Raw genomic sequence first — 16,785 nt, 5'->3', positions numbered from 1 at the left:
GTTTTCTTTTCATGCAGCTGAAATTATTGGATAATTCTTCTGCGTCCCAGGCATAAGCCATGTAATAAATCGTAAAGAACCGTGATTTGGACGCTAGGGGGGCGAACATTATCTTCCAGGCACAACCAAGTGTCCAACGATCTGAGTCCTGAACGGTGTCTGGTTGGGGACAATGACATACTGGGCCAAACTGGCGCTGGACATGAGAGCCATGTCTGTCAATCTGCAACCGAGGTGGGCATCCATGGGGATCGTTTTGGGATATCAGAAAACGCTTGCACATCCGGTCACCTTGTCCGGCATAGGCGTGCATGGTGGCAAGCCGGTGACCGCCAATTTCCTTCCAGGCGATCCTGATACGGGCATTGTCTTCCACCGCACCGATGCGGATGGCAGGCTGCACGAGATCAAGGCGCTTGCCTCCGAGATCGGAGCGACCGACCTGTGCACGTCGCTCGGCAACCGCGGCGTCAAGGTCGATACGGTCGAACATCTCATGGCCGCGCTGATGGCGCTGGAAATCGACAATCTGATCATCGAGATCGATGGTTCCGAGGTTCCGATTCTCGACGGTACATCGACCTGCTTCATCGAAGCGTTCGAGCAGGCGGGTCTCGCCGTCCAGGCGGCCAAGCGCCGTTTCATCCGCGTCACCAAGACCGTACGTGTCGAAACCGGCGGCTCCTGGGCGGAATTCCGCCCCTATGACGGCACGCGCTTCGAGGTCGAGATCGATTTCGAATGCCCGCTGATCGGGCGGCAGCGCTTCGCCAGCGATATGAATGCGCAAGTTTTCCGCCGCGAGATCGCCAGCGCGCGCACTTTCGGCTTCATGAAGGATGTCGAGAAGCTCTGGGCTTCGGGCCATGCGCTCGGCTCTTCGCTCGACAATTCGCTTGTTATCGGCGACGATAATTCGGTCATCAATCCGGGCGGCTTGCGCTTTCCCGACGAATTCGTGCGGCACAAGGCGCTTGATGCGGTGGGCGATCTGGCGCTTGCCGGCGTGCCTTTCATCGGCTGCTTCCGCTCCTACCGCAGCGGCCATCGCCTGAATGCCGCGACGCTGCGCGCGCTTTTGTCCGATCATTCGGCCTTCGAGATCGTCGAGGCATCGGGTCGGCGGACAGGCGGACGGGGCGCCGAGCTGGTTGCGGTGAACGCGCCCGTTCATGCGCCCTGGGTGCTTTAAGCTTCAAACTGGCCGAATATCCTGTGGATTGCGCCTGTCATGGCGATAGGTTGGCGCTTGGCCATAATTGGGCCGTCAACGGATGATTGACGGGGTAAGGCGCTTGGATCACAAATTCGGGCTATTTACCGGCAACGACGTTGCCGATTCACCCCGCTTGTGGTTTATGGGCGACCGAACGCTAGCACGATTTTAGAGTGCCGAAGGGCCGGAGACAGCATGACGAGTTCGAATTTGCCGGTGAACATTGCGCCTGGGCCGGAAGCCAATCCTGATGTTTCACGCCATCATGTACTGCGCAAGGTCGTTCTGACCGGCGTGCTCGCCCTTGCTATTCCGCTTTCGGCTTGCGCGACCAAGGATGACGATATCGATCTGAGCAAATATGTCGAGACGATCGACCCGGCCGATACGCTCTACAACCAGGGCCTGGCCAATCTCGAAGCCGGCCGACTGAACGAGGCGGCGAAGAAATTCGCGGCCATCGACCGCCAGCATCCCTATACGGAATATGCCCGCAAGGCGCTGGTCATGGCCGCCTTCACCAATTACCGGCAGGGCAATTACGACGAAGCCGTGAATATGGGGAAGCGCTACACGACGCTCTATCCGACGTCGAAGGAAGCGGCCTATGCCTATTACATCATCGGCCTGTCCTATTTCCGGCAGATCCCCGACGTGACGCGCGACCAGGTGGCGACGCGCCGGGCGATCGCCGCGATGAACGAAGTCATCGAACGCTATCCCGAGTCCGAATATGTCGAGGACGCCAAGGCGAAGATCCGTTTCGCCCGCGACCAACTTGCGGGCAAGGAAATGCAGATCGGGCGCTATTATCTCGAACGCAAGGAATATCTGGCGGCGGTCAAGCGTTTCCGCTCCGTGGTCGAGGAATATTCCAACACCCGCCATGTCGAGGAAGCCCTGGCGCGTCTGGTCGAAGCTTATTATGCGCTTGGCCTGACTTCGGAAGCGCAGACGGCGGCGGCGGTGCTCGGACAGAATTTCCCGGACAGCCAGTGGTACAAGGATTCCTACAAGCTCCTGCAGAGTCAGGGGCTGGAGCCGCGCCAGAACACGGGTTCGTGGCTGTCGAAAGCGGCAACGTTAATCACCGGCGGGGGCGCATAAGCTAAACCTAATGCTGTCGCAATTATCGATCCGCGATATTGTCCTGATCGAAAGACTCGATATCGAGTTCCGCGACGGCCTTTCAGTGCTGACCGGCGAGACGGGTGCCGGCAAATCCATCCTGCTTGATGCACTTTCCTTGGCGCTTGGCGCCAGGGGTGATGCCTCGCTCGTTCGCCACGGCGCGGATCAGGGGCAGGTGACGGCCGTCTTCGATATTCCCGGCAATCATCCGGCGCGGCTTCTCCTGCGCGAGAACGATATCGATGAGGATGGCGATGTCATCTTGCGCCGGGTGCAGACGGCGGACGGGCGCACCCGCGTTTTCATCAATGATCAGGCGGCGAGCGTTGCGCTCCTGCGCGAGGTCGGGCGCAGGCTCGTGGAAATCCACGGCCAGCACGATGACAGGGCGCTGATCGACACCGACATTCACCGCACGCTTCTCGATGCCTTTGGCGGGTTGGAGCCGACTGTTTCGCTCGTCCGCAGCCGCTACCGTGTTTGGCGCGACGCCGAGCAGGCGCTTTCGCGGCATCGGGCGAAGGTGGAGGCCGCTGCGCGCGAGGCGGATTATCTGCGCGCTTCGGTGGACGAGCTTTCCAAGCTCGATCCGCAACCGGACGAGGAAGAGACGCTGGCTGAGCGGCGCGCGACGATGATGAAATCGGAAAAGATCGCTGCCGACGTCAACGAGGCGAACGAGATCCTGTCGGGATCTACGTCGCCGGTGCCGTCGCTTGCAAGCCTGGTACGGCGGCTGGAGCGCAAGGCCGGCGAGGCCCCGCAATTGCTCGAGCCGGTCATCAAGGCGATCGATGAGGCGCTGGATGCGCTGGGCGAGGCGCAGAGTGGTATCGAGGCGGCGATGCGGGCGATCGATTTCGATCCACGCGTGCTGGAGCAGGTTGAAGAGCGGCTTTTCGCGCTGAGGGCGGCGGGGCGGAAATTCTCCGTGCCGGTCGATGATCTGGCGGCGCTGCGCGATCGGATGGATACAGATTTGACTGATCTCGATGCCGGAGCCGAGCGTCTGGCGATCCTGGAAAAGGAGGCTGTTGCGGCCCGCGCCGCCTATGGCGAGGCGGCCGCACGGCTTTCCGCCAGCCGGCGCGAGACGGCGGAACACCTTAAAGCAGCCGTTATGGCCGAACTGCCGGCCCTCAAGCTGGAGCGCGCCGAATTCATCGTGGAGATGAAGAGCGATGCAGAGGCGCGTGGCGCGGAAGGCATCGACACGGTCGAATATTGGGTGCGGACCAACCCCGGCACGCGGGCCGGGCCGATGATGAAGGTCGCCTCGGGTGGTGAGCTCTCGCGTTTCCTGCTGGCGCTGAAGGTGGCGCTGGCCGATCGCGGCTCGGCACCGACGCTGGTCTTCGACGAGATCGACACCGGCGTTGGCGGCGCGGTGGCCGATGCCATCGGCCAGCGGTTGCACCGCCTTTCCGGCAATGTGCAGGTGCTTTCCGTCACCCACGCGCCGCAGGTGGCGGCGCGTGCCATGACCCATCTGCTGATCTCCAAGGGGCCGACGGGCGAGGCTTCCGATATGATCTTCACCCGCGTGGCACATATGGATCATGAGGCGCGCACCGAAGAAATCGCCCGTATGTTGGCGGGGGCCTCGGTTACTGATGAGGCGCGTGCGGCGGCGGCGCGGCTGCTGAGTGGGGCGGGGTAGTGGTGCTTCTGAGAGGGGGCGCTTTAGGAATACCCCCTCTGCCCTGCCGGGCATCTCCCCCTCAAGGAGGGAGATTACGCCTTCATTGACGGCAGCACCAATCGCAGACGTTGAAGAGTGAACACCATCGCTTCTGTCAGCTAATCTCCCTCCTTGAGGGGGAGATGCCCGGCAGGGTAGAGGGGAGTGAGATGACGAGCACGTTATGTGCAAATCCACTCCACCCATGGCAACAGCCTCTCCATGCCGTCTTTTCATTCCGCCATTTTCGACTAAAACGATTCGGAAATATCGGAGTCTCCCTGCATGCCCATCGAACAAAAAACCGTCAGCGTCCTGAGCGAAGCCGAAGCCGTCGAGGAACTGGCTTTTCTCGCCGCCGAGCTTGCGCGGCATGATGCGCTTTATCACGGCAAGGATGCGCCGGAGATTTCGGATGCGGAATATGATGCGCTGAAGCGGCGCAACGATGAAATCGAGGCGCGCTTTCCGACGCTGATCCGGCCCGACAGCCCGTCGCGCAAGGTGGGGGCGGCGCCGTCCGGCCAGTTCGCTCCCATCGTCCATTCCCGCCCGATGCTGTCGCTCGACAATGTCTTTTCAGATGAGGATGTGCGCGATTTCATCGCCAGCGTCTATCGGTTTCTCGGCAAGATCCCGGACGGCTCCATCGCCTTTACCGCGGAGCCGAAGATCGACGGGCTTTCGATGTCGCTGCGCTATGAGCGGGGGCGGCTCGTCAGCGCCGCGACGCGCGGTGACGGCACGACGGGCGAAAACGTCACGGCCAACATCCGCACCATCAAGGAAATACCGAACGAGCTTCCCGCCGGTGTGCCCGATGTGGTGGAGGTGCGCGGCGAGGTCTATATGGCCAAGTCCGACTTCCTTGCGCTCAATGCACAGATGGAGGCGGAGGGCAAGCAGACCTATGTCAACCCGCGCAATACGGCATCGGGATCACTGCGGCAACTCGACGCCAAGGTGACGGCGAGCCGTAATCTTCGTTTCTTCGCCTATGGCTGGGGCGAGATGTCGGCGATGGCGGCCGACACGCAACTCGGCATGGTGGAAACGTTTAGCGCATGGGGTTTTCCGGTCAATTCGCTGATGAAGCGGTTCTGCACGGTCGAGGAACTGTTGGAGCACTATCATCATATCGAGCGGCTGCGTCCGGGGCTCGACTATGACATCGACGGAGTCGTCTACAAGGTCGACCGGCTCGATCTGCAGACCCGCCTCGGCTTCCGCTCGCGTAGTCCACGCTGGGCGACGGCGCATAAATTCGCCGCCGAGCAGGCCTTCACGCGCCTGACCGGCATCGACATTCAGGTCGGCCGCACCGGTTCTCTGACGCCGGTGGCGCGGCTGGAGCCGATCACCGTCGGCGGGGTGGTCGTCACCAATGCGACGCTGCACAATGAGGATTATATCAAGGGAATCGGCAGCGGCGGCCAACCGATCCGCGAGGGCCGCGATATCCGCGTCGGCGATATGGTCATCGTCCAGCGGGCGGGCGACGTCATTCCGCAGATCGTCGATGTGGTGCTGGATGAGCGCCCAGTATCGGCGGTGCCTTACGTTTTTCCGCATACCTGTCCGGTCTGTGGCAGCCATGCGGTGCGTGAGGAGGGGGAGGTGGTGCGCCGCTGCACGGGCGGGCTCATCTGCTCGGCGCAGGCGGTCGAGCGCATTCGCCATTTCGTCTCGCGCAATGCCTTCGACATCGAGGGGCTGGGCGAAAAGCAGGTCGAGTTCTTCTTCAATTCCGAGGATACGGCGCTGCGCGTGCGTTCGCCGGCCGATATCTTTACCTTGAGGGAGCGGCAGGGTCGTTCGCTGACCAAGCTCGAAAATATCGATGGTTTCGGCGCGGTTTCGGTGAAGAAGCTGTTCGATGCGATCGATGAACGCCGGAAAATACCGCTGAGCCGGTTTCTGTTCGGGCTCGGCATCAGGCATGTCGGCGAGGTCAATGCCAAGCGCCTTGCCCGCGCCTATGGTTCCTACGAGGCCTTCGCCCGCAGCGCCCGCGAAGCCAAGCCGTCGCAGGATCCCACTGATCGGACGGACAAGGGCAACGAGGCCTGGCTCGAACTGAACGATATCGAGGGCATCGGGCGGATCGTCGCCGAGGCCGTGGTCGATTTCTACAACGAGCCGCACAATCTCGAAGTGCTTGATGCGCTGCTTAAGGAAGTGACGCCGCGCGACGAGGAACTGCGCGTTGCCAGCGGTTCGCCCGTGGCCGGCAAGACGGTGGTGTTTACCGGCTCGCTCGAAAAAATGTCGCGCGACGAGGCCAAGGCGATGGCCGAGCGCTATGGCGCGAAGGTGTCAGGCTCGGTGTCGAAAAAGACCGATCTTGTGGTGGCCGGTCCGGGTGCGGGTTCGAAACTCGCCAAGGCTACCGAGTTCGGCGTCGAGGTGATCGACGAGGATGCGTGGCTGGCGTTGGTAGGGGAAGGCGCATGAGCGAGCGGCGTTTCAAGGGCTTCGGCGACAAGGCGCTGCCTTTCCTCAAGGCACTCGATTTTCACCAGAACCGGGAATGGTTTCTGGAAAACAAGGATTTGTTCGAGAGCCATCTGAAGGAGCCGCTTGGTGATCTCGTCGAGGATATGACGGAGCGTTTCGCCGGGGCCGGCCTGCCGTTTCGCGGCGACCGGGTGAAATCGCAATTCCGTATCAAGCGCGACACGCGATTTGCCAAGGACAAAAGCCCTTACAACCGGCATCTTTCGGCGCTGCTTTCGGCGGATGGCAGCAAATGGACCGAGAGCGGCTGCTTCTATGTCTGCATCGGCTTGCCCGGCGTGCGCGACTGCTATGCAGCGGTTGCGTGGTGGCAGCAGAAGCCGGAACTGCTTCTCGCCATGCGCAAGGCGATTGTCGAGAAGCCGGAGGAATACCGGGCGATGGTCAAGGCCTTGAAGCGCAACAGGCTGAGCTTACACGACGTGGACCGGCTGAAGCGGCTGCCACGCGGCTTCGACACCGATGAGGCCGATATCGCAGAGGCTCTGCGCAACCGGCATTTCGTCGTGCGTCTCGATATCGAGCCCGACAGCATTACTTCGCCGGACCTTGCTGATCGGCTGTTCGATTTCGCCGTCAGGGCAAAGCCGTTGATCGATTGGGGCAAGAAAATCGAGAAGAGAGTGCCTGCCTGATCGTTGGAGATGGCTGAACGTTGAAGAATTTGTGACCTATTCATCAAGAGTTCTGATGTGACATTGTCACCGGCCTGATCTAGATCAAGTCTAGGGAAAACCGGTTCCGTTCCCCTTTTTCCTGAAATTTCTCCGGCATCACACAGATTTCGGGTACAGCGGCCTTTGCGTTCAAGAGATACGCGACGGCTTCGAGGAGATATCATGGATCAGGCGGTCAGCGCCGAAACAGCAGGGCGGCCGCGCGGCGACTTCTGGGAAGGCTTCCGCAAGGGGCTTCCTATCATGGTCGCGTCCGCGCCGTTCGGCCTGCTTTTTGGCGCGGTGGCGGTCGATAATGGCTTCACGGTATTCGAGGCGGTGCTGATGAGCGCCACGCTCTATGCCGGCGCGAGCCAGATGGTCGGGCTGGAGCTTTTCGGCCAGAAGATCGCGCCATGGCTGATCGTGCTGTCGATCTTTGCGGTCAATTTCCGTCATGTGCTTTATTCGGCTTCCGTCGGACGGCGCATCCGTCACTTCACTTTCTGGCAGAAAGTCGTTTCTTTCTTCCTGCTGGTCGATCCGCAATATGCCGAGACCGAGAAGCGCGGCGAAGCGGGATTGCCGGTTACCTTTGCCTGGTATCTCGGCCTTGCGACGCCTGTTTACGTCATGTGGGTGAGCGAGGCCTTCATCGGCGGCGTATTCGGCAATCTCATCTCCAATCCCCATGCGATCGGCCTCGATGTCCTGCTGCCGATCTATTTCCTGGGCCTCGTCATGGGCTTCCGCTCGCGGCCTAGATGGTTGCCGGTGGTGATCACAAGCGGCGTCGCCTCGGTTCTCGCCTACAACACCGTCGGCTCGCCCTGGCATGTCAGCATCGGCGCCATAGCGGGAATATTGGTGGCTGCCGTCCTGGCGAAACCTGCGAATTCAGAGGAGAACTGATCGATGTCGACCATCGTCTGGATCATCTTCGCCGCCGCCATCATGACCTTCCTCACGCGCATCGGCGGCCATCTCGTCCTCTCGCGTTTCGAGCGGATCCATTACCGCGTCGAGGCGGGGCTCAATGCCGTTCCCGCGGCGGTGCTGACCACGCTCGTCGCGCCTCCCGCCTTCACCAATGGCTGGCAGGAGTTCGCGACGCTGCTGTTCTCCGGGTTGATCGCGACGCGCTTCAGCATGATGCCGATGTTCTTTTCCGGCGCGGCATTCATCATCCTACTGCGTCATTTCTTTCCGATTTAGAGCCTAAGGATTCCGTTGCGGAAACCAGCCAGCCGCGCACCTTTCCGCTTGTGTGCGGCAGGAGATTGTCGCGGACGCGGGCGTGATAGGCATCGAGCCAGACGAGTTCCTCTCTGGTCAGGAGCGAGGTATCGATCAGCCGGCGGTCGATCGGGCAGAAGGTCAGGGTTTCGAAACCCATCATCGGGATATCGCCGCCCTCGGGTATTTCCGGTTCGGTGATGGCAACGAGATTTTCGATGCGGATGCCGAAGGCGCCGGGTTTGTAGTAGCCGGGCTCGTTGGAAAGGATCATACCCGGCAAAAGCTCCTGCGTGCCGCGCCGCGAGATATTCTGCGGCCCCTCGTGGACGGCAAGGTAGGAGCCGACGCCGTGGCCGGTGCCATGGGCGTAATCGAGCCCATGCTTCCACAGGGCGATACGGGCAAGCACATCGATGTCCATGCCGCGCGTGCCCTTGGGAAAGCGTGCGGTGGAAATGGCGATCATGCCCTTCAGCACTAGCGTGAAGGCGCGTTTCTGCTCATCCGGAACCGTGCCGATTGGAACAGTGCGGGTGATGTCGGTGGTGCCGTCGCGATATTGCCCGCCGGAATCGACCAGATAGAGCTCGCCTTCGTTCAGGATGCGGTTGGTATCGGTATTGACGCGGTAGTGCATGATCGCGCCGTTCGGTCCGGCGCAGGAGATCGTGTCGAAGGAAATATCCTCAAGCGGCATCTGGAAAGTTTCGGCGACGCTGCGGCGGGTTTCCTCCAGCTTGGTCGCGGCAGTGATTTCGTCGATGGTGCCGGGCGTCTGATCATCGAGCCATGACAGGAACGAAGCCATGGCCACGCCATCGCGCTCATGGGCACGGCGCGAACCAGCGAGTTCCGCCTCATTCTTGATGGCGCGCGGCAGACGCGCCGGATCCTTGCCCTCTATGACCCGGCCGCCGGCTTCCTCGACGATCATCCGCAGTTTTTCCGCCGCCAATGCCGGATCGAGCAGGATCGCATCGCCGGCGGCGGCGCATGACTGCAGATATTCCTCCAGCGAATTGGGAGCGCGGATTTTCGCCAATTGCGTCAGATAGGCCTCGGTTTCGATCGGCAGCTTACGCTTGTCGATGAAGACCGACGGCTCGCCTTGCGCCGCGATCATGGCGAAGGAAAGCGGCAGCGGCGTATTGCTCACGTCCTTGCCGCGGATGTTGAAAGCCCAGGCGATGGAGGAGGGGTCGGTCAATACCGTCGCCGCCGCGCCTGCTTTGGCGACGGCCGCAGACAGCTCCTGTAGTTTCTGGCGCGCTTCCTTGCCGGCGAAGGCGATGGGCTGGATGGTGACCGCTTCGAGCGGCGGGGAGGGCTGGTCGGTCCAGACGAGATCGACCGGATTGTCCTTGACAGGCACCAGCCTGCCGCCGTTCTTCTCCAGCGCATCACGCAGCGCCTGGGCTTCGGCGATGGTGTGGAGCCAGGGATCGAAGCCGATGGCAAGTCCCTTGCCATGTTCGGCGAGCCAGACGGCGGGCGGCGTATCGACGAGGCTCTCGACCTGGAAGATCGACGGATCGACCTGATCGCGCACCTGCAGTGTGTAGCGTCCGTCGACGAAGATGAAGGCATCATGCTTGAAGATCAGGGCGACGCCCGCCGAACCGGTGAAGCCGGTGAGCCAGGCGAGGCGTTGCGCGCGGGACGGCACATATTCGCCCTGATGCTCGTCGGCGCGGGGCACGAGAAAGCCGTCGAGCTCGAGCGTTTCCAACTCGGCCCTGAGTTTTGCCACGCGCGGTGCGGCGCTGGCCGGATTGCTGGTGACGTCGAAGGACTGGAACATCTGATTTGTGAACCTTTGGTTGTTTGCCCCGCGAAATTATCCGTCCGATGCACCCGGCGCAATGGAGGCTGGGAGGTTCTACCTATCGATCTTTCCAGATCGCTTCTTTTGCAGTGCAACATTTGTTGTGCTCCTGCGAAAACGCATTGCTGTCATGCAGCATTGTCCGTAGCTGAGGGAGCCGATAGCGCCTACATTTTGTTCAAGAAGACGGGGTGCTTCCCAAAACAGCTATTTCACTTGGGCAAAGGAAAAGACGATGGCAAACAATAGTGCAAAACGCGGCTTCTTCCGGGCTGCAATGGACAATCTCGTTGCCGCACGGAGCAGGCAGGTTGCCCGCTACGTCAATGGCGCGCTTTTGATGATGGATGACGAGACGCTGAAGGCCAATGGCTATTCGCGCGAAGGTCTGAAGCGCGGCGGCAGCTCTTATTATCCGTTCTGATCGGATCGATCGATAAAGATTTCAAAGGCGGCCACTTTCTGCCAGAAGGCAAGGTGGCCGTCTTTTTCGTTTCAAATGGGTGAGTTCCGCCACTTATTTCAGATGTAGAGTCACCCAGCCCTCGCGGTGCAGGGTGCGCTGATGGAAAATCCCCTGCGTGCGATAGGCGGCGAGCACCTTGTCGCGCTGGCTATCGAGAATGCCTGAGAGGATCAGCGATCCGCCCGATGCCAGATGCCGCCGCATGGCGGGCGCGAGCTGCATCAGCGGGCGCGCCAGGATGTTGGCGACAATCAGATCGAAGGGCGCGGCATTGCGCATGACCGGATGGTGAAAGCCCGTGGCGGTCGCCGTCAGCACGCGTGAGCCGACGCCGTTTTTCACGGTGTTTTCCCTGGCAATGGCGGTGGCGACCGGATCGATATCGGTCGCGAGCACCGGGATCGGCGCCAGCCTGGCGATGGCGATGGCGAGCACCGCGCTGCCGGTGCCGAGATCGAGCGCATTGCGCGGATGCTCGCGGCGGATGATTTCGCCGATCATCTGCAGGCAGCCCGCCGTCGTTCCATGATGCCCGGTGCCGAAGGCCTGGCCCGCATCGATTTCGATGGCGATATCGTGGGGCCGGCGCTTGTCGCGATCATGCGAGCCATGGACGAAGAAGCGGCCGGCGCGCACCGGTTTCAGCCCCTCGAGCGAATGGACCACCCAATCGATGTCAGGCAACTCCTCGCGGCCGATCTGAAGGCCGAAGGCATCGGAGCCGATCTTGTCAGCGATCCGGGCCGCCGCGGTGTCCGCATCCTCCTCGACATAAAGCGAGACCTCGAAAATCTGCCGCTCCTCGTCCATTTCGACGATGGCGATGGGCAGGCCGTCTTCTTCGAACGCCTCTTCGAGCAGGCGGTAGATGCGTTCGGCTTCGTCTTTTCCGGCGGTGAGGAACAGGCGGGTCTGCGTCATGGGTTTGGAAAATCCCCTCTCTTGCGATTTCTGACACCTAGCTTTGCTAAGTTGTTGAAATCGCTTTGTCTCCCGCAAGGGGAGAGATAAAGCACTACATCAACCTCACTGCCAATCACAAACATTGGTGATTGGAAGCGTGCATTCTGCCAGCCTTATCTCCCCCTTGGCAGGGGAGAAAGCAAATTCTCGGGTTTAGCGAAGCTAAGCCCATAGAATTTGCAAGAGAGGGGGTAAAGCAAAAGTTGCGAGCTAGCCTGCCGCGAGCCTTTTCAGCTTTTCGAGCGCCGTATCCGGCTTTTCGCCATAGGCGATGGTGCCGCGAAAACGGCCCTTGGCATCGAGCAGGAAGATCGAGGCGGTGTGATCCATGGTGTAGTCGCCGGTTTCGCCATTTTCGCTCGGCACCTTGCGGAAATAGACGTGATGGAATTTCAGCATCGCCGCCATTTTGTCCGGCTCGCCGGTGATGCCGATGATGCGATCTGAAACATTGCCGACGTAGCTTTTCATCGTCTCCACCGTATCGCGTTCGGGGTCGACGGTGACGAAATAGGCGCGGATCGGCTCGCCTTCGGGGCCAAGCTGCTTCAGCCAGCCGTCGAGCTCGAAAAGCGTCGTCGGGCAGACATCGGGGCAGTGGGTGAAGCCGAAGAAGATTGCCGACGGGTGCGTGCGGAAAGCCTCTTCGGTGATCGGCTGGCCATTCGTGGCGACGAGTTGGAACGGTCCGCCGAACGGGGCGTCATCGCCCTTGGAGCGGTCGCGCCAGAAATTGAAGGTGAACGCGCCGGCAAGAACCGCGATCAGGACGATGAGAAAAACGGGGAGGGCTTTACGCATGGATCGGAAACATTTCTGCTAGAAACACCAGGACAGGCCAGTCTGGATCATCGACTGGAAAATGCCCTCGCCATGGTTGAGCCAGCCGGCGAAGGCAAGGCCGGTCGCGCCAGCGGCGAGAAACGCCGTCAGGGCGGCGAGCGAATATTTCCGTAAACTATGATCGTGCACCGTCTTCATTCCTCCATTATAGGCTGTCGCAACGGCGGCGAAAAGCGTCTCCGCCAACAATTCGATCGGGTTTGCGAAATGAGTGACGAAAAAGATCTGCGCTTCCAGAATGACGAGCCGCGCATTCATCCCACGGCACAGCTCAAATCGGTGAAGCTCGGGCGCTATGCGGAAGTCGGCGAGCGGGTGATCCTGCGCGATGTGACGGTCGGTGATTTCAGCTATTTCGAACGCAACGGCGAGGCAATTTATGCCGATATCGGCCGGTTCTGCTCGATTGCCGCCAATGTCCGCATCAATGCGCTTGAGCACCCGATGGAGCGCATCACGACGCACAAGCTGAGCTACCGGCCCAACGAATATTTCCGCTATCTGGGCGTCGACGGCGAATTCCGCGCCCGTCGCCAGGCGCGCCGCGTCTCGATCGGTCACGATGTCTGGATCGGCCATGGCGCGGTGATCATGCCCGGTATTTCGATCGGCCACGGCGCGGTGGTTGGGGGCAATGCGGTGGTGACGCGGGATGTGGCTGCCTACACCATCGTCGCCGGCAGTCCGGCCCACGCCATCCGCTCGCGCTTCGACGCTGATATCATCGAGCGACTTCTGGTGCTTTGCTGGTGGGACTGGCCCGTGGAGCGGCTTTACGAGGTGGTCCCTGACATGCAGAAGCTCGATATCGCCGCGTTTCTTGATAAATGGGCGTAAACCCTGTTTCGCCCCGGCGATGATCCATGCTTGCAATCTTCGCGTCGGCGTCCCAATTCTGATGCGGGATATATTCTTTCCTTTTTCAACTGGAGGTTTCGATGAAGCATGTTCTCGCCGCCATGGTTCTCTTCGCCGGCGCAACTCTGGGCTTGGCCGCATCAGCCGGGGCCGAGGAGGTGGGCAAGGTCGGCGTCGACTGGCTCGGCAATGATATCGTCATCGACGCCGTACAGGACCCGAAAGTGCAGGGCATCACCTGCCATCTCGCCTCGTTTTCGCGTGGGATCATCGACCGGCTGCAGAAGGGCAACTGGTTCGAGGACCCCTCCAACGCATCCATTTCCTGCCAGCAGACGGGGCCGGTTACCGTTGGTGATATCGCGCTGGGCGAAGGCGGCGAACGCGTCTTTTCCGCACGCACCAGCCTGATCTGGAAAAAGCTGGTCATCACCCGCATCTATGACAAGGCGAACGACACGATGATCTATCTGGCCCATGCAGCGCAAGTACAGGACGGCTCCGCCAAGACCTCGATCTCGACGATCCCGCTTTTTGCCAGCAATGTGACGTGGACGAAGGGTAAGCCGGAGTAAGAGGTCGATCTATGAGGAGAGGGCGCTTTGGGCCATGATTCTGGCGCCAGCGCTCTGGTAAACCTCACACCCGCTGAACGAAGTTATCCAGCACCCGCTTCTGGCCGGCGCGGTCGAAGTCGATGGTAAGCTTGTTGCCGTCGATGGAAGCGACATTGCCATTGCCGAACTTGGTATGAAAAACGCGGTCGCCGGGTTTGAAGGCCGAGGGCGTGTCGGAAACGGATTTCGCTACCAACTCGCCATCGATCATGCGGCCCTTGACCGAGCCGCGCCCGGCGCCGAAGCCGGAATCGGTCTCGCCATAGCCGATGCGCTCGACATTGGCGCCCGAGCGTGAGCCCCAGTTCGAGCGCGTCGCCTCGGAGCGGTTGGCTTGCGCGCGCTGCCAGCCGGGGGTGGAATAGTTGTTCTGGAAGGGATCGGCGCGGTCGAAACGCGACTGGCCGTAGCCGCCATAGGAATTGCCTGATTCCGATACTTCGACATGCGCCTCGGGTAGTTCTTCCAGAAAGCGCGAGGGGATGGTCGATTGCCACATGCCGTGAATGCGGCGGTTGGAGACGAACCAGATGTGCAGGTTTTTCTTGGCGCGCGTCAGGCCGACATAGGCGAGGCGACGCTCTTCCTCCAGGCCGGAACGACCGCCCTCATCGAGGGAGCGCTGGTGCGGGAAGAGGCCTTCCTCCCAGCCGGGCAGGAACACGGTTTCGAATTCCAGCCCCTTGGCGGAGTGCAGCGTCATGATGTTGACGGCGTCGAGATCCTCGTTCTTTTCGGCATCCATCACCAGCGCCACATGTTCGAGGAAGCCGCGCAGGCTCTCATATTCCTCCATGGAGCGGATGAGTTCCTTGAGGTTTTCCAGGCGCCCCGGCGCTTCCGCCGTGCGGTCGTTCTGCCAAATGGCGGTATAGCCGCTCTCGTCGAGGATCATCTCGGCCAACTCGGTATGCGGCTTGGAATCGAGAAGCGAATGCCAGCGGTTGAAATTATCGACTACCTGCTTCAGCGCCGAGCGGGGTTTGGGCTTCAACTCTTCGGTTGCCACCAGATCGGTGGCGGCGGCGAGCATCGGGATGTCGCGGGCGCGGGCGTAATCGTGCACCTGACGGATGGCGGCCTCGCCCAAGCCGCGCTTCGGCGTGTTGACGATGCGCTCGAAGGCGAGATCGTCGGCAGGCTGGGCGACGACGCGGAAATAGGCCATCGCATCGCGGATTTCGAGCCGCTCATAAAAGCGCGGACCGCCGATGACGCGGTAATTCAGGCCAAGCGTGACAAAACGATCCTCGAACTCGCGCATCTGGAAGGAGGCGCGGACCAATATCGCCATGTTATTAAGGAGGTGGCCCTTGCGCTGGGCCTGCTCGATCGTCTCGCCCACCGCACGGGCTTCTTCCTCGGAGTCCCAGGCGGCGTGGACATGCACCTTGTCATCGTCCGCGTTGGCGGCGTCGGTGAACAGCGTCTTGCCGAGCCGGCCTTCATTATGCGCGATCAGATGCGAGGCGGCGCCGAGAATATGGGCGGTGGAGCGGTAGTTGCGCTCAAGCCGGATGACGGCTGCACCGGGGAAATCCTTGTCGAAGCGGAGGATGTTGTCCACTTCCGCCCCGCGCCAGCCATAAATCGACTGATCGTCGTCGCCGACGCAGCAGATGTTGATGGTCGAGGATTGCCCCTCACCCTTACCCTCTCCCCGTAAGGACGGGGAGAGGGGGGCATCGACGTTGACGCTGCTTCCTTCTCCCCGCGTGCGGGGAGAAGGTCCGGCAGGGGATGAGGGGCTTCTTGCAGTTTCAGGCCGCTGCGCCAGCAGCCTCAGCCACATATATTGCGCGGTGTTGGTGTCCTGATACTCATCGACGAGGATGTATTTGAACCGAGCGTTATATTCCCGCAGGATATCGGGGTTGGCGCGCAGGATGCGGATGGGGTGGCAGAGCAGGTCGCCGAAATCGCAGGCGTTGAGTGTCTTCAGCCGGTCCTGATAGGCCTGATAGAGCTTGCGTCCCCTGCCATCGGCGAAGGCGCGGGCATCGCCTTCCGGGATTTCGGAGGGGGCCAAGCCCTTGTTTTTCCAGCCATCGATCATATTGGCGAAGGTGCGCGCCGGCCAGCGCTTGTCGTCGAGCCCTTCGACCTGGATCAACTGCTTGATCAGGCGGATGACATCGTCGGTATCGAGGATGGTGAAATCGGATCTCAGGCCGGCGAGTTCGGCATGGCGGCGCAGAATCTTGACGCCGATGGAGTGGAAGGTGCCGAGCCACGGCATGCCCTCGACCGCGCCGCCGACGAGCACGCCGATGCGCTCCTTCATCTCGCGCGCCGCCCTGTTGGTGAAGGTGACGGCGAGAATCTGGCTTGGATAGGCGAGCCCCTGCGACAGGATATGGGCGATGCGGGCGGTGAGAACCCGTGTCTTGCCGGTGCCGGCGCCCGCCAGCACCAGGACCGGGCCTTCGGTGGTCTCGACGGCGAGGCGCTGTTCGGGGTTGAGGCCCTGGAGATAGTTCGGAGCGCCGCCCCGAGCCTTCAGCGCGCGCGCGGCGATACCTTCGGGCGCGCCGGTGCCGCCCGCCTGTGCACGCGGCGCAGCAGGATCCCCGAAAAAAGGCATGTCGTCCGGAAAATCTGACATTTCCTCCTGATGTAGTGATTCGGGGCCTAAACGCCAGTAAAACGGCAGAGATATTGCGTGATTCCGGCAGCGGAAATCAATTCCCGCGCGGAATTCTGCGGTAATTCAAAGCGTTGCGGCATCGGCCTGCGGGCCTGAAAAGATGCGCGCGGCGAATCATCCGCATAC

Annotated in this window: 14 protein-coding genes and 2 pseudogenes; 10 read left to right on the top strand and 6 right to left on the bottom strand. The window is 61.1% G+C overall.

Annotated features, from left to right (window positions below):
• The first annotated feature begins 244 nt into the window (after nt 1–244).
• From lpxC to C5748_RS02865, 7 genes are all read left to right on the top strand, one after another.
• On the top strand, nt 245–1,192 hold the full coding sequence (lpxC, locus tag C5748_RS02895; protein ID WP_105740441.1) for a UDP-3-O-acyl-N-acetylglucosamine deacetylase: 948 nt from the start codon (nt 245–247) through the stop codon (nt 1,190–1,192).
• A 219-nt stretch (nt 1,193–1,411) separates the two neighbouring features.
• Nucleotides 1,412–2,323 carry an outer membrane protein assembly factor BamD gene (locus tag C5748_RS02890; protein ID WP_105740440.1) on the top strand — a complete coding sequence of 304 codons (912 nt, stop codon included), beginning with the start codon at nt 1,412–1,414 and terminating at the stop codon, nt 2,321–2,323.
• A gap of 10 nt (nt 2,324–2,333) precedes the next feature.
• Entirely contained in the window at nt 2,334–4,007 is a 1,674-nt protein-coding gene (gene recN, locus C5748_RS02885; protein WP_105740439.1) for a DNA repair protein RecN, read from the top strand.
• Between the two features lie 306 nt (nt 4,008–4,313).
• On the top strand, nt 4,314–6,482 hold the full coding sequence (gene ligA / locus C5748_RS02880; protein ID WP_105740438.1) for an NAD-dependent DNA ligase LigA: 2,169 nt from the start codon (nt 4,314–4,316) through the stop codon (nt 6,480–6,482).
• Nucleotides 6,479–7,180 carry a DUF2461 domain-containing protein gene (locus C5748_RS02875; protein ID WP_105740437.1) on the top strand — a complete coding sequence of 234 codons (702 nt, stop codon included), beginning with the start codon at nt 6,479–6,481 and terminating at the stop codon, nt 7,178–7,180. The genes ligA and C5748_RS02875 overlap by 4 nt, the downstream gene beginning before the upstream one ends.
• A 204-nt stretch (nt 7,181–7,384) precedes the next feature.
• Entirely contained in the window at nt 7,385–8,113 is a 729-nt protein-coding gene (locus tag C5748_RS02870; protein WP_105740436.1) for an AzlC family ABC transporter permease, read from the top strand.
• Nucleotides 8,114–8,116: 3 nt separating this feature from the next.
• Nucleotides 8,117–8,416 (top strand): AzlD family protein, encoded by a 300-nt coding sequence (locus tag C5748_RS02865; RefSeq protein ID WP_105740435.1) that lies wholly within the window; start codon nt 8,117–8,119, stop codon nt 8,414–8,416.
• On the opposite strand, the gene C5748_RS02860 is transcribed toward C5748_RS02865, so the two are convergent.
• Nucleotides 8,385–10,241, bottom strand: coding sequence for an aminopeptidase P family protein (locus C5748_RS02860; protein ID WP_105740434.1), 1,857 nt, complete (start codon nt 10,239–10,241; stop codon nt 8,385–8,387). The genes C5748_RS02865 and C5748_RS02860 overlap by 32 nt on opposite strands.
• Nucleotides 10,242–10,500: 259 nt before the next feature.
• On the opposite strand from C5748_RS02860, the gene C5748_RS02855 reads away from it, so the two are divergent.
• Entirely contained in the window at nt 10,501–10,689 is a 189-nt protein-coding gene (locus C5748_RS02855) for a hypothetical protein (RefSeq protein WP_105740433.1), read from the top strand.
• Nucleotides 10,690–10,782: 93 nt separating this feature from the next.
• Here C5748_RS02855 and C5748_RS02850 read toward each other — a convergent pair whose 3' ends face one another.
• From C5748_RS02850 to C5748_RS02840, 3 genes are all read right to left on the bottom strand, one after another.
• Entirely contained in the window at nt 10,783–11,652 is an 870-nt protein-coding gene (locus C5748_RS02850; RefSeq protein WP_105740432.1) for a 50S ribosomal protein L11 methyltransferase, read from the bottom strand.
• A gap of 252 nt (nt 11,653–11,904) precedes the next feature.
• Nucleotides 11,905–12,495, bottom strand: a complete 591-nt coding sequence (locus tag C5748_RS02845) for an SCO family protein (RefSeq protein ID WP_105740431.1) — start codon at nt 12,493–12,495, stop codon at nt 11,905–11,907.
• 18 nt (nt 12,496–12,513) lie between these two features.
• Entirely contained in the window at nt 12,514–12,723 is a 210-nt protein-coding gene (locus tag C5748_RS02840) for a hypothetical protein (RefSeq protein ID WP_146119463.1), read from the bottom strand.
• A 21-nt stretch (nt 12,724–12,744) separates the two neighbouring features.
• Between C5748_RS02840 and C5748_RS02835 the strand changes: the two genes are divergently transcribed.
• Together C5748_RS02835 and C5748_RS02830 are read left to right on the top strand one after the other, a co-directional pair.
• Nucleotides 12,745–13,374, top strand: coding sequence for a DapH/DapD/GlmU-related protein (locus C5748_RS02835; RefSeq protein WP_105740429.1), 630 nt, complete (start codon nt 12,745–12,747; stop codon nt 13,372–13,374).
• Nucleotides 13,375–13,475: 101 nt separating this feature from the next.
• Nucleotides 13,476–13,970 carry a CreA family protein gene (locus C5748_RS02830; protein WP_105740428.1) on the top strand — a complete coding sequence of 165 codons (495 nt, stop codon included), beginning with the start codon at nt 13,476–13,478 and terminating at the stop codon, nt 13,968–13,970.
• Between the two features lie 64 nt (nt 13,971–14,034).
• Here the strand turns inward: C5748_RS02830 and C5748_RS29370 are convergent.
• Nucleotides 14,035–15,636, bottom strand: a pseudogene (locus tag C5748_RS29370) (ATP-dependent helicase); the annotation flags it as partial.
• 134 nt (nt 15,637–15,770) lie between these two features.
• Nucleotides 15,771–16,617 (bottom strand): annotated as a pseudogene (locus tag C5748_RS29365) (ATP-dependent helicase); the annotation flags it as partial.
• Between the last annotated feature and the right edge of the window lie 168 nt (nt 16,618–16,785).

The sequence above is a fragment of the Phyllobacterium phragmitis genome (assembly GCF_002980495.1).
Lineage (GTDB): Bacteria > Pseudomonadota > Alphaproteobacteria > Rhizobiales > Rhizobiaceae > Paramesorhizobium > Paramesorhizobium phragmitis.
Note: the sequence above shows the minus strand (reverse complement) of the source record. Positions and strands in the feature narration are given on the sequence as shown.